Source organism: Micromonospora sp. NPDC051300 (assembly GCF_044455315.1).
In the GTDB taxonomy this organism is placed as follows: domain Bacteria; phylum Actinomycetota; class Actinomycetes; order Mycobacteriales; family Micromonosporaceae; genus Micromonospora; species Micromonospora robiginosa.
In genome coordinates, this window is the sequence record NZ_JBITEP010000005.1 from 273,904 (window position 1) to 286,983 (window position 13,080).

Below are 13,080 nucleotides of genomic sequence, written 5' to 3' on the forward strand. Positions count from 1 at the left end.
GCTGTTCGGCGTGAGCGTCGCGGTCTGCGCGGACGTCGGGTCGACGTACACGAAGGCGGCGGTGGTCGACCTCGACGGCGGCCGGCTGGTCGGTGCGGCGTCCGCGCCGACCACGGTGGGCTCGGACGTGCTGCACGGCCTGGACGCCGCGGTCGGCGCGGCCACCGCGGCGGCCGGCGTCGCCGACGTGCCGTGGTACGTGTGCTCGTCGGCCGGCGGTGGGCTGCGCCTGGCGGTGGTCGGCTACGAGCCGTTGGTCACCGCGCAGGCGGGCCGGCGGGTGGGCCTGTCGGCGGGGGCGAACGTGGTGCACGTGGCCGCCGGGCGCCTGGGTGCGGCGGAGCTGGCGGCGTTGCGGGCGGCCCGCCCGGACGTGGTGCTGCTGGTCGGCGGCACCGACGGTGGTGACGCCGACACGTTGACGCACAACGCGACGCGGCTGGCGAGGGCCCGCTGGCGGGTGCCGGTGGTCCTCGCCGGCAACGTCGACGCCCGCGCCGGGCTGTGCGCGTTGCTGGCGGACGCGGGGGTGCCGGTGACCGCGGCGGACAACGTGCTGCCGCGCATCGGGGTGCTGGCGCCGGGGCCGGCGCGCGCGGCGATCCGGGAGGTGTTCCTGCGGCACGTGATCGGCGGCAAGAAACTGTCCCGGGGGTCCAGGTTCGCGCGGTTGGTGCGCGCCGCCACCCCGGACGCGGTGCTCACCGGCGTGGAGGTCCTCGCCGACACCGTCGGTGGGGACCTGGCGGTGGTGGACGTGGGTGGGGCGACCACGGACGTGTACTCGGTGCTCACCCCGGACGAGCGGGCCGAGGGTCCGGGCCGGGAGGTCACCGGCACGCTGTGGCGGGCCCGCACCGTGGAGGGGGACCTGGGGATGCGGTGGTCCGCGCCGGGTGTGGTGCGCGCCGCGGCGGAGGAGCGGCTGCTGGCGGCGGGGGAGCAGGATTCCCTGGCGGCCGCGGCGGCGGTGCGGGCGGCCGATCCGGGGTTCCTGCCGGTCGACGACGCCGATCGGGCGGTGGACCGGCGGATCGCGGCGCTGGCCGCGACGGTGGCGGTGCGCCGGCACGCCCGGGGCGCGGCCACCGGGGAACGCGCCGGGCGGGACCTGCGGGAGGTGCGGCTGCTGGTCGGCTCCGGTGGGGTGCTGCGCCACGGCGACCCGGCGGACGCGCGGGTGGTGCTCGACGCGGTGCTCACCGACCACGCCGGTGGGTGGCCGTTGCCGCGCGCCGCCCACCCGGTCGTGGACGTGGACTACGTGCTGGCCGCCGCCGGGCTGCTCGCCGCCGAGCATCCGGGCGCGGCGGCGGCGGTGCTGCGCCGGCACCTCGGCGGCTGAGCCGATCGTCCACCCATCGAGACGCGCCGACGCGACACGCCGTGTCGCAACACACGACAGGCCCGGGTGGGTTGACAGCGGCGGGGGTGCACGCCGTACCGTCTTTGAGTCCTACCACGGGAAGCGGCTGTTGTTCGCTTCGTCCTCTCGTCCGCTGGCCGAGCGACCGGAAGGTTGCGGCGGCCAGGTCCAGCGGGCGGGGGTCGGCGGGGCGGCGCGAACCGGTCGCGGTTACCGGTGTACGGGCAGGGTGTGAGGAACGGCCAGTAGACAACGGCCAGGCGGGGGCAGCCAGTCCACGTCCGGTCGGTCCGAAGGTCGGCGCCGATCATCTCGCCCCACCGGCCGGGAAGGGCCTGGGAGCATCGGGGCGCGGCTTCGGCCGCGCCCCGATTTCCGTCACCGGCCCGCCCACGGGCCGGCTGCCGTGCGCGCCGGGTAGCCTTCGCCCCGTGATCGTGGTGAGGTGCCGGTGACGACGCTCGAGCAGGACCAGCCGCGTGCCACCGACGGGGCACGCCCGCAGCCCGGCGCGCGTCGGCCGCTGCCGTTGACGTTGGCCGTGCCGGCCGCCGTGCTGGCCGGGTTGGCGCTGCTGGCGGCGTTCCCGCCGTACGGGCTGTGGCCGCTCGCGCCGGTCGGGGTGGCGTTGCTGGCCGCCGCGGCGCACCGGCGGCGGCTGCGCGCCGGCGCCGGGCTGGGTTTCCTGGCCGGGGTGGCGCTGTTCGCGCCGCTGCTGGAGTGGACGAACCTGCACACCGGGTGGCTGCCGTGGGCGCTGCTGTCGCTGCTGCAGGCCGGCTACCTGGCGCTGCTCGGCGCCGCCACCGCCTGGGTGTCGCCGCTGGCCGACCGGTGGCGGGTGCTGTGGGCGCCGCTGACCGGGGTGCTGTGGGTGGGGCAGGAGGCGCTGCGCGACCGCACCCCGTTCGGCGGGTTCCCGTGGGGGCGGCTGGCGTTCAGCCAGGACACCTCGCCGCTGCTGCGACTGGCCGCGCTCGGCGGCGCCCCGCTCGTCACGTTCGCTGTCGCGCTCGCCGGGGGGATCCTGCTCACCCTCGCCTGGCGGGACTGGCGCCGCCCGGCCGGGCAGTGGCGGCCGATTGCCGGGCTGGCCGCCGCCGGGGCGCTGGTGCTCGCCGCCGGACCGGCCGTGCCGGCGGGGGTACGCGGCGCCGGCGACACCGTCACCGTGGCGATCGTGCAGGGCAACGTGCCCCGCCTGGGCCTGGACTTCAACGCGCAGCGGCAGGCGGTGCTCAACAACCACGTCGACGCGACCCTGAAGCTGGCCGAGCGGGTCACCGCGGGCGCGCAGCGGCGTCCCGACCTGGTGGTGTGGCCGGAGAACTCCAGCGACATCGACCCGCTGCGCAACCCCGCCGCCGGGTACCGCATCTCGCAGGCCGCCGACGCGATAGGCGCGCCGATCCTGGTCGGCGCGGTGCTGCTCGGCCCCGGCCCGGGGGAGGTCCGCAACGCCGGCCTGCTGTGGCGTCCGGGCAGCGGCGCCGACCTGGGGCAGGTCTACACCAAGCGGCACCCGGTGCCGTTCGCCGAGTACGTGCCGCTGCGCTCCATCGCCCGCAAGGTCAGCGCCGAGGTCGACCGGGTCCGCTCCGACTTCGTCCCCGGGCAGCGCCCCGGCGTGCTGGACGCCGGTGTGGCGACCCTCGGCGACGTGATCTGCTTCGAGGTCGCCTACGACGGCATCGTGCGGGACACCGTCACCGGCGGCGCGCAACTGCTCGTGGTGCAGACCAACAACGCCACGTTCGACGTGGCGGAGGCCCGCCAGCAGTTGGCGATGGTGCGGCTGCGCGCCGTGGAGCACGGCCGTGCCGCGTTGATGTCGTCCACGGTCGGGGTGTCCGGGTTCGTGACCCCCGACGGGCGGGTAGACGGTGCCACCGGGTTCAACACCGCCGAGGTGGTGGTGCGGCAGATGCGGCTCGGGGACGGGCGTACCCCGGCCACCACGGTCGGGGTGTGGCCGGAGGTGGCGTTGGCGGCCCTCGCGGTCGCGGCCCTGGCCGGCGCGGCCGTGGCGCGGCGCCGCCGGGAGGTCACGCCCGGCTGAGGCGACGGAAGGCGGTGCGACGGTGGGTGCGGCAGCCGGCCATCCCGGGGTGGGGCGGGTCCTCGTGGTCATCCCCACCTACAACGAGGCGGACAACGTGCGCCGGATCGTCGCGCGGGTCCGCGCGGCGGCGCCCGCGGTGGACGTGCTTGTCGCCGACGACAACAGCCCCGACGGCACCGGCGGCATCGCCGACGCGCTGGCCGGCGTGGACGGGCAGGTGCACGTGCTGCACCGGCCCGGCAAGGACGGTCTCGGCGCGGCCTACCTGGCCGGGTTCGGGTGGGCGCGCGAGCGTGGCTACGACGCGGTGGTGGAGATGGACGCCGACGGCTCGCACGCCCCGGAGGACCTGCCGGCGCTGCTGCACGCCGCCCGCGACGCCGACGTGGTGATCGGTTCGCGGTGGGCGCGCGGCGCGCGGGTGCTGAACTGGCCGTGGCGGCGGCTGCTGCTGTCGCGGGTGGGCAACCTGTACGCGCGGGTGGCGTTGGGCATGCCGGTCAGCGACGCCACCGGCGGTTACCGGGTGTACCGGGCGGCCGCGTTGGACGCCATCGACCTGGGCTCGGTGCGTTCGCAGGGGTACGCGTTCCAGGTGGAGCTGTCGCGGCTGGCGCACCGGGCCGGGGTGCGGATCGTCGAGGTGCCGATCACGTTCGCGGAGCGGGAGCACGGCGACAGCAAGATGAGCCCGTTGATCGTGGCCGAGGCGCTGTGGCGGGTCACCCGGTGGGGGGTGCGGGACCGGCGCGCGGCGGTGCGGGGCCGGCCGCGGGCGTTGGCCCGGTGGCCGTGAGCGCGGGCGTGTCATGCTGGAGGGGCGTGAGGACACACCGGGCGGATGGGGTGAGATGCGCCGAGGACTCAGATTCGTACCACCGGCTCTGCTGCTGCTGACGCTGCTGGAGCTGGCCGTTTTCGTGCTGGTCGGGCGGGCCGTCGGGTTCGGCGCGGCGGTGCTGCTGGTGTTCGCCGCGTCGCTGCTGGGTCTGGTGCTGCTGCGCCGCGAGGGCATGCGGGCGTGGCGGCGGTTCCGGGCGGCCGCGCAGGCCGGGCAGCCGCCGGGGCCGCAGGTCACCGACGGGCTGGTCGGGTTGGCCGGCGCGCTGCTGCTGGCGTTGCCGGGCCTGGTCAGCGGCGCGGTGGGTCTGCTGCTGCTGGTGCCGCCGCTGCGCCGCCTCGCCGGCGGCGGGGTGCGGCGGTCCACCGAGCGGCGGGTGTCGTCGATGGTCGCCGGTGACCTGTTCGGTCCGCGTCGGGTGCGGGTCTACCCGGGCGCGCCGCAACCGGCGCCCACCCCCGCCGCCGCGCAGCGGCCGGCGGAGCAGCCGCCGCAGCCGGGTCCGGCCATCGAGGGTGAGATCGTGGACCGCTGAGCGGAAACCGGTCAGACGTGACGAAGCGCCCCCGGGGTGATCCCGGGGGCGCTTCGGCGTGTTCGGGTGCTCAGGCGCGACCGCGGCGGGTGCGGACCTCCTGCAGCCGCTCGGCCAGGATGTCCTCCAGCTCGGCGATCGAGCGCCGCTCCAGCAGCATGTCCCAGTGGGTACGCGGCGGCTTGGCCTTCTTCTGCTCCGGCTCGGTGCCGTCGACCAGCCGGGCGACGCTGCCGTCGAACTTGCACTCCCAGGTCGTGGGGACCTCGGCGTCGACGGCGAACGGCACCTCGAACTGGTGGCCCTTGGCGCACAGGTACTCGCGGGTCTGACGCGGCGCGAGCTCCGTGTTGCGGTCGGATTCGTAGCTGACCGCGCCCAGCCGGCTACCGCGCAGCATACGCTCGCCCATGATCGACTTCCCCTCGTTCGTGGTGCTGGTCCTCAGGTGTAACGGCCGGTCACCGTCCGCCCATTCCCCACCCGCGCCGGACGGGCCGGACGCGGGTCGGGAAGCTCAAGGGTAACCGGCCGCGACAGCCGGCCGAATCGGTGGAGTGTTTCGCCCCTCACCGGGGATGTTACCCACCACATGTGCCGGAGGTGACGATGAGCAGCGACGCGTCGGTCGGGGCCCGACCGCCAGCCGGGAAGACGTTCTTCGGCCACCCGAGGGCGCTGTCGACCCTCTTCCTCACCGAGATGTGGGAGCGGTTCAGCTTCTACGGCATGCGGGCCATCCTGGTGCTGTACCTGACCGCCGCGGTCGCCGACGGCGGGCTGGGCATCGGCGAGTCCACCGCCAACGCCGTGTACGGCACCTACAACGCCATGGTCTACCTGATGGCGCTGCCCGGCGGGTGGGTCGCCGACCGGCTGATCGGGGCGCGGCGCAGCGTGCTGTGGGGCGGCGTGGTGATCGCCGCCGGGCACTACGTGATGGCGATCCCGACCGGGTGGAGCGTGTTCGCCGGCATGACGCTCATCGTGCTCGGCACCGGGCTGCTCAAACCCAACATCTCCACCATGGTCGGTGACCTGTACGAGCGGGACTCGCCGCGCCGCGACGCCGGGTTCTCCATCTTCTACATGGGCATCAACCTGGGCGCGTTCATCGCCCCGCTGATCACCGGCTTCCTCGGCGAAAAGATCAACTGGCATCTGGGGTTCGGGGCGGCGGCGATCGGCATGACCTTCGGCGTGCTGCAGTACGTCGCCGGTCGGCGCAACCTCGGCGACGCCGGCGCCCGCCCCGCCGACCCGCTGCTCGGCGCCGACCGCCGGCGAGCGCTGACCCGCGCCGGCATCGCCGTCGGCGTGCTGCTGGTGGCGCTGCTGGTGCTGCTGCTGGCCGGCTGGTTCACCGTCGACACGGTGGTCAACCTGCTCGCCGTGGTCACCGTGCTGGTGACCGTCGGCTACTTCGCCCGGATCCTCACCGACCGGGAGATCAGCGACACCGAGCGCAGCCGGATGAAGGCGTACGTGTGGCTGTTCGTCTTCGCCGCCGCGTTCTGGCTGATCTACGACCAGGCCGGGTCGGTGCTGAACATCTTCGCCGCCGACCGCACCGACCGGAACGTGGGCGGGTTCACCTTCCCGGCGTCCTGGCTGCAGTCGGTCAACCCGATCCTGATCATCATCGGCGCGCCGCTGGCCGCGTGGCTGTGGCTCAGGCTGGGCCACCGGGTGTCCACGCCGACGAAGTTCGCCGTCGGCCTGGTGCTCAACGGCCTGTCGTTCGTGCTGATGGCCGCCGCCGCGCGCGCCGCCGTCGGCGGGGACCTGGTCTCACCGTGGTGGCTCGTCGCCGTCTACGCCATCCAGGTCGCCGGTGAGCTGTCGCTGAGCCCGGTGGGCCTGTCCGCCACCACGAAACTGGCCCCGGTGAAGTACGCCAGCCAGATGCTCGGCCTGTGGTTCCTCGCCACCGCCGTCGGCGACGCCATCGGCGGGCAGGTGGCCCGGCTGGCGGAGACCTGGTCGCAGTCGACCTACTTCCTCACCTTCGGCCTGGCCTCGGTGGTGCTGGGTCTGGCCGCGGTGATGTTCACCCGGCAGATCCGGGGGCTGATGGCCGGCATCCACTGACCCCGCGCTCAGCGCGGCGGGGTGGGCGGCAACGGCAACGGCAGGCCGGGCAGCCCGTCGATGCTGCTCGCCACGTGCTCCTTGCCGGCGAAGTAGGCCGACAGTGACGCGTCGTCCTCCCGGGCGAAACGCCGCGCGTGCAGGTCACGGTCGGCGTCGTAGCTCATCAGCGGCACCGCGTAGCCGCAGGTGTCGCGGACCAGCTCGGCACGCACCACGATCACCGCCCGCAGCCCGTGCGGCGTCGGGTCGACGTCGAAGTGCCGCAGCAGGTCCGGCCAGCGCCTGTCGTCGCGGAACACCGGCTCGCCGCGCCCGTGCACCCGCACGATGTTCGGCGGGCCGTCGAACGCGCACCACATCAGCGTGATCCGGCCGTTCTCCCGCAGGTGCGCGACGGTCTCGGCGTTGCTGCCGGCGAAGTCGAGGTAGGCCACGGTGCGCTCGTCGAGCACCGCAAGCGTGCCGCGCAGCCCCTTCGGGGACAGGTTGACCGTGCCGTCGCCGGACAGCGGCGCGGTGGCCACGAAGAACATCGGCTGTGCCTCGATGAACTCCCGCAACCGGCCGTCGATGCGCTCGTGCGTCTTTCCCATGCCGTCGATCCTCACCCGGCACGCCGGCGTCGCGCTGCCCCGTCCCGGTCCGTGGCGGGCTCCACGCGCCGGTTGCCGGTCGGCGGGTCGGGGCCATGTGGTGAATCCTGGTACGGGACGGCCCCCGGAGGGGCGATCTTGCACCACGATCTCCACTCATCTCGAACAGTGGATGTTTTCTCTCGGACGGTGGGAGGAGTCGCGTGATCGACTCCAGGGCCCCGACGTGGCGGGGTCGGGCGCACCGGGATACCGCCACCTGGCCGAGCTGCTGTCGATAGGTGCCCGGGATGCCCGCGGCCTTCGCGCCGGCGGTCGGGTCAGCCGGTTCGCGAACCCAGCGCGGCCAGCGCCCCGGCCAGGTCGCTGACCTGGTCGGCGAGCTGTCCGGCGCGACGTTCGGCGGCGTCCCGGTCGGCCTCGGCCGCGGCCAGCCTCGCCGCCGAACCGCTCGATCGGGCCTCGGCGGCGGTCACCGCCCGCCGGGCCTCGGCCAGCTCGGCCAGGAGCGCCTCCCGATCGGCGGTCCGCGCCGCCACCTCCACCCGAGCCGCATCCGCCGCGGCCAAAGCCTCGGCGCGAGCCGCATCCGCCGCCGCCATGGCCTCGGCGCGAGCCGCATCCGCCCGGTCCCGCTCGGCGCGGGCCGCCCGCGCGGCGCCGGCCTCGGCGTCGGCCCGGTCGGTCATCGCCTGCGCCGTGCGGCGTTCCTCGTCGGCCTGCGCCCGGGCGGCCTGCGCGTCGGCGCGCGCCGCGTCGGCCTCGACGCGCAGGCGTTGCGCCCGGTCCAGGGCCTCACCGGCGGAGCGGGTGGCCCGTTCGGCGTCGCCGCGCGCCGCGTCACGCTCGGCGGTCAGCTCGGCGACGCGCTGCCGCTCGGCGTCCCGTTCGGCCCGCACGCTCCGCAGCTCGACGCGCGCGGCGTCGCGGTCGCGTTCGGCCTGCACCCGCAGCGCCTGCGCCGCGCCCGCCTCGGCCCGCGCGGCGTCCCGGGCGGACTCGGCGGCGGCGGCCCGCTCGGCGGCCTCCGCCGCCTCCACCCGCGCCCGGTCGGCGTGCCGGGCGGCGGCGTCGCGTTCGGTGGACGCGGTGTGGGCCTGCTGCCGGTCGCGGGTGGCCGCGGCGGCGGCGTCCTCGGCGTCGCGGCGGGCCTCGTCGCGTTCGGCGTGCGCGGCGGCGACCTGCGCGGACGTCTCGGCACGCAGCTCGGCGAGCTGCCGCTCCACGCCGGCCGGGGACAGCTCGGCGTGCAGCGCCTCGGTGAGCGTCTCCACCACCTGGTCGAGCCGGTCCACCGCCTCCCAGGTGCGCGCCACCTGCCCGGGCAGGCCGGGGGAGTTGCGGTGGCGCATCCGGGAGTTGCGGGCGGCCCGCTGGCAGGAGCCGTCGTTGTCCCGGCAGTAGCGGAACGGGCGGCCGGCGCCGGCGCGCTGCGGCACCTCACGTCCACAGTGGGCGCAGGGGCGGGTCTCGGTGGCGGGCTCGGCGTCCATCGCAGGCGAAGTCTAGTGCGCTGCCGCGCGAGCACCATCACGGCGGCGGGCAGCAGGCCGAAGCCCGGGCGCAGCACTGCGAGGGCGTCGGGAGACCGGGTGACGGCGGACGACACCGCCGGCGGCCGGGCGGACCGCGCACGCGTCGAGGCAGGGTGGCTTGCGGAAGGGTTTTCGCCGTACGGTCGGGCGATGATCCTGCGACGGGTTGACCGGTGGTGACCGAGGGGTCGGGAGCGCACCGGTGGTGGGCGTCGTACCGCCGGGTGTGGTCGGTGCCCGGTGCGACGTTCAGCGCCGCCGGCGCGCTTGCCCGGTTGCCGCAGGCGATGGCCGGTCTTGGCGCGCTGGTCATGGTCACCGAACTGGGTGGTTCCTACTCGGTGGCCGGCGCGGTGGCCGGCGCGGTCTCGCTGTCACAGGCGCTGTTGGCGCCGCGGGTGAGTCGACTGACCGACCGGCTGGGCCAGACCCGGGTGCTGGGGCCGCAAGCCGCCCTGAACGTCGCCGCGATGGTGGCCCTGGTCGTGGCCGCCTACCTGCACGCACCCCCGGCAGCGCTGGTCGGGCTCGGCGCCGCGGTGGGCGTCACCTTGCCGCAGATCGGCGCGGCTGCCCGCGCCCGCTGGACCGGGCTGTTGGCCGGCGACCCGCGCCTGGACACGGCGCTGGCGACCGAGTCGCTGATCGAGGAAGCCGTCTTCGTTGTCGGCCCGGTGCTGGTCGTGGCAGCCGCGACAGGCGTGGCACCCGGCGCGGGACTGCTCGTCGCCGCGGCTCTGGTCGCCGTCGGGTGTGCCCTGTTCCTGGCGCACCGGTCCACCGAACCACCGCCGCGACCCGCGGGGGGAGACCAGCGCCGGGTGCGGGCGACCGCGTCGCGCGGTGTGCGGGTGCTCATCGTGATGTTTCTGGCCATCGGCGTGTTGTTCGGTCTGACGGAGGTCGGTGTTGTCGCCCTGACCCGCGACCTCGGACATCCGGGCATCTCCGGTGTGCTGCTCGCCGCATGGGCCGGCGCGAGCCTGGTCTCCGGCACCATCTACGGCAGCCGCACCTGGCCTGGTGACCCGGCCCGCCGGCTCATGCTCAGCGCTGCCGCGATGACCGTGGGCGGGGTGCTCATCGCGGTGGCTACGCAGTCGGTGGTCGCCGCAGCCGTGGCGCTGGTGATCGCCGGCACGGCGAACGCGCCTACGCTGATCACCGGTAACACCCTGGTCGCCGTCGTGGCACCCGCCGAGGCGATCACCGAGGCGTACACCTGGTTGAGCGTGACCGTGTTCGCCGGCATCGCCGTCGGCGCCACTGTCGGTGGTGCTCTCATCGACCACGGTGGTGCGCCGAACGCGCTGTGGGCCGCCGCCGGCGCCGGTGTCCTGGCCACGACGGCCGCCGCGGCCGGTCGGCGCGCCCAGGCGCTCGCCGACTCTCGACGATCGTCTCGCGGGTGAACTCGGAGCACTGGCGCGCTGGCCGCCGGGATGGCGCGGCGGCACCGCGACGGCCGGCGGTAGCCTGCTCGCCATGCCCGTGTCGCCGTACATCGCCCGGCTGCGCCAGCACGTCGGCCAGGACCTGCTCATGCTCTACGGCATCAGCGCCGTGGTGACCGACGAGGCGGGGCGGGTGCTGCTGGCCCGCCGGGGCGACAACGGCCGCTGGTCGGTGCCGGCCGGCACCGTCGACCCGGGCGAGCAGCCCGCCGACGCGCTGGTGCGCGAGGTCCGCGAGGAGACCGGTGTCGAGGTGACGATCGACCGGCTGGCCGGCGTCGCCACCCACCCGGTGGTCTACCCCAACGGCGACGCCTGCGAGTACCTCAACATCTGGTTCCGCTGCCGGGCGGTCGGCGGCGCGCCCACTCCCGACGGCGACGAGTCCCTCGCGGTGGCCTGGTTCGCCCCGGACGCGTTGCCCGACCTCGACGACTGGGCGCGGCTGCGGATCGCCACCGCGCTGGTCGACGACGCCGCGCCCTGGTACGCGGCCCCCGGCGAGCGCCACGACGCGCTGCGCCGCCCGGACAGCCTCTGAGCGTCCCGTGCCGGGTAGTGCCAGGTCTACCCCAGGTGTCGTACCAGCGTCCTGTCCGCGCCGGTCGGCGCCCACCTAACCTGGGCACATGGCAGAAGCGCTGCTCCGGGCGGTGACCGGGCGACAGTTCCTGGTCTCGACCTGGCCGTGGCGTGGGTTCGCCTACTCCGCCACGACCGCGGTGGCCGCCGGCCTGCTGTGGCTCGCGCTGGCGGTGCCGCTGACGCCGCTGCTGTCGGCAGTCGTGGTGCTGCGCGCCGGCCGTACCGGTGGCCACCTGGTCGTGGCGGCCGGCCTCGGACTGGTCGGGGTGGGCCTGCTGGCGCTGCTCGGCCCGCAGGTGGCGCTCTCGACGGCCCGGGCCGAACGGTGGCGGCTGCGGCTGGTCGGTGCCGCCCCGCCGTCGCCCGAGCGCCGCGGTGACCTCTACACCGACCCGGCCACCTGGCGGGCGGTGGCCTACAGCGTGCTGCTCGGCGTGGTCGGCCCGCTGTGGCTCGGGGTGCTCGCGGTGGTCGGGCTGCTCGTCGTCTCCACGCCGGTCGCGGTGCAGCACCGGATCTCGGTGGCGGACCCGCTGGCCGGCGTCGTCGGGAGGGCCGCCGGCGGGCTGCTGCTGATCCCGGTGCTGCTCTACCTGACCGCGCTGTGCGGCGGGGCGCACGCCGCACTGGCCCGGATGCTGCTGCGCCCAGAGCCGTCCGATGACCTGATCGAGGTGGCCCGGTCCCGGACCCGGCTGATGAACGCGTTCGACGCCGAACGGGTGCGCATCGAACGGGACCTGCACGACATCGCCCAGCAGCGCCTGGTGGCCCTGACCATGCAGATCGGGCTGGCCCGGCTCGACCTGCCGGCCGCCTCGCCGGCCGCCCCCGCGATGGCCGCCGCGCACGAGCAGGCCCGGACGCTGATGGCCGAGCTGCGGGACCTGATCCGCGGCATCAGCCCGCGTACCCTGCGGGAGCTGGGCCTGCGCGCGGCGGTGGAGGAGGTGGCCGCGGCGAGCGGCCTCGACGTCCGCGTCGACGTCACCGGGTCGCGGTTCCCGGCCGAGGTGGAGTCCGTCGCCTACGCGGCGATCTCCGAGGGGCTGGCCAACGCGGCGAAGCACGCCCGCGCCGCCGAGGTCACCGTCACCGCCCGTCGCGCGGCCGACGGGCTCCTGGTCGAGGTGCGCGACGGCGGTGCCGGCGGCGCCGACCCGGCACGCGGATCCGGGCTGACCGGGCTCGCCGACCGCGTCGCCGCGGCCGGGGGACGGCTGCTGATGTCCAGCCCGGCCGGCGGCCCCACGGTCCTGCGGGTGGAGCTGCCGTGCGCGTCGTGATCGCCGAGGACTCGGTGCTGCTGCGGGAGGGGTTGAGCGCGATGCTGCCCCGCTTCGGCATCGAGGTCGTCGCCGCCGTCGGGGACGCGCCGGCGCTGCTGGCCGCCGTCCGCGACCACCGCCCGGACCTGGTGATCACCGACGTGCGGATGCCGCCGGAGCACACCGACGAGGGGCTGCGGGCCGCCGTCGCGCTGCGCGCCGAGGACCCGCGGCTCGCGGTGGTCGCCCTGAGCCAGTACGTGCAGCACAGCTACGCCGCGGACCTGCTCGCCTCGGGCTCCGGCCGGTTCATCGGCTACCTGCTCAAGGACCGCATCGGCGACGTGGCCGAGTTCGCCGGGCAGCTCCACCGGGTGGCCGCGGGCGCCACGGTGGTCGACCCGGAGGTGGTCCGCCAGCTCATGCAACGCCGCCGGGACCCGCTGCGGCAACTCTCCCCGCGCGAACGCGAGGTCCTCAGCCTGGTCGCGCAGGGGCACTCGAACGCCGCCGTCGCCCGGACCCTCTCGCTGACCGAGGCCGGTGTCGCCAAGCACATCGGCAACGTGCTGGCCAAGTTGGACCTGCCGGTCAGCGACGACACCAACCGGCGGGTCCTCGCCGTCCTCACCTATCTGCGCGCTCGATCCGACTAGGGCCTGTCCTGTCGATCATGGAAGCCAGATGACAGCGGCGACGAGGACCAGGCTGGCTCGGTAGAGGGATGCCCGTTTGGCGTAGCGGGTG

Annotated in this window: 12 protein-coding genes; 9 read left to right on the forward strand and 3 right to left on the reverse strand. The window is 75.4% G+C overall.

Translation table 11 applies throughout. The annotated features are described in order from the left end of the window. Positions 1 to 10 precede the first annotated feature (10 nt). From ACIA5A_RS08455 to ACIA5A_RS08470, 4 genes are all read left to right on the forward strand, one after another. Positions 11 to 1,345 (forward strand): glutamate mutase L, encoded by a 1,335-nt coding sequence (locus ACIA5A_RS08455; RefSeq protein ID WP_396758075.1) that lies wholly within the window; start codon positions 11 to 13, stop codon positions 1,343 to 1,345. A 472-nt stretch (positions 1,346 to 1,817) separates the two neighbouring features. Further along, positions 1,818 to 3,425, forward strand: coding sequence for an apolipoprotein N-acyltransferase (lnt, locus tag ACIA5A_RS08460; protein ID WP_396758078.1), 1,608 nt, complete (start codon positions 1,818 to 1,820; stop codon positions 3,423 to 3,425). 22 nt (positions 3,426 to 3,447) lie between these two features. Then, a complete protein-coding gene (locus tag ACIA5A_RS08465; protein ID WP_396758081.1) occupies positions 3,448 to 4,224 on the forward strand; it encodes a polyprenol monophosphomannose synthase in 777 nt (258 codons plus the stop codon). A 55-nt stretch (positions 4,225 to 4,279) separates the two neighbouring features. Beyond that, positions 4,280 to 4,804 (forward strand): FxsA family protein, encoded by a 525-nt coding sequence (locus ACIA5A_RS08470; protein ID WP_396758084.1) that lies wholly within the window; start codon positions 4,280 to 4,282, stop codon positions 4,802 to 4,804. 70 nt (positions 4,805 to 4,874) lie between these two features. On the opposite strand, the gene ACIA5A_RS08475 is transcribed toward ACIA5A_RS08470, so the two are convergent. Beyond that, the gene (locus ACIA5A_RS08475; protein ID WP_007070998.1) at positions 4,875 to 5,216 is read right to left on the reverse strand and encodes an RNA polymerase-binding protein RbpA; all 342 of its coding nucleotides are present in this window, start codon (positions 5,214 to 5,216) and stop codon (positions 4,875 to 4,877) included. A 197-nt stretch (positions 5,217 to 5,413) separates the two neighbouring features. Between ACIA5A_RS08475 and ACIA5A_RS08480 the strand changes: the two genes are divergently transcribed. Beyond that, positions 5,414 to 6,895: a peptide MFS transporter gene (locus ACIA5A_RS08480; RefSeq protein ID WP_396758087.1), complete on the forward strand. Its 1,482-nt coding sequence runs from the start codon at positions 5,414 to 5,416 to the stop codon at positions 6,893 to 6,895. 8 nt (positions 6,896 to 6,903) lie between these two features. On the opposite strand, the gene ACIA5A_RS08485 is transcribed toward ACIA5A_RS08480, so the two are convergent. Then, positions 6,904 to 7,491, reverse strand: a complete 588-nt coding sequence (locus tag ACIA5A_RS08485) for a pyridoxamine 5'-phosphate oxidase family protein (protein WP_396758090.1) — start codon at positions 7,489 to 7,491, stop codon at positions 6,904 to 6,906. Positions 7,492 to 7,811: 320 nt separating this feature from the next. Next, the gene (locus tag ACIA5A_RS08490) at positions 7,812 to 8,984 is read right to left on the reverse strand and encodes a hypothetical protein (RefSeq protein WP_396758093.1); all 1,173 of its coding nucleotides are present in this window, start codon (positions 8,982 to 8,984) and stop codon (positions 7,812 to 7,814) included. Positions 8,985 to 9,259: 275 nt separating this feature from the next. Between ACIA5A_RS08490 and ACIA5A_RS08495 the strand changes: the two genes are divergently transcribed. The 4 genes from ACIA5A_RS08495 (at position 9,260) to ACIA5A_RS08510 (ending at position 12,989) form a co-directional block, all read left to right on the forward strand. Next, a complete protein-coding gene (locus tag ACIA5A_RS08495; protein WP_396758096.1) occupies positions 9,260 to 10,438 on the forward strand; it encodes an MFS transporter in 1,179 nt (392 codons plus the stop codon). Positions 10,439 to 10,511: 73 nt separating this feature from the next. Next, entirely contained in the window at positions 10,512 to 11,021 is a 510-nt protein-coding gene (locus ACIA5A_RS08500; protein WP_396758099.1) for an NUDIX hydrolase, read from the forward strand. 88 nt (positions 11,022 to 11,109) lie between these two features. Further along, entirely contained in the window at positions 11,110 to 12,351 is a 1,242-nt protein-coding gene (locus ACIA5A_RS08505; RefSeq protein ID WP_396758106.1) for a sensor histidine kinase, read from the forward strand. A 41-nt stretch (positions 12,352 to 12,392) separates the two neighbouring features. Beyond that, a complete protein-coding gene (locus ACIA5A_RS08510; protein ID WP_396758124.1) occupies positions 12,393 to 12,989 on the forward strand; it encodes a LuxR C-terminal-related transcriptional regulator in 597 nt (198 codons plus the stop codon). Positions 12,990 to 13,080 lie beyond the last annotated feature (91 nt).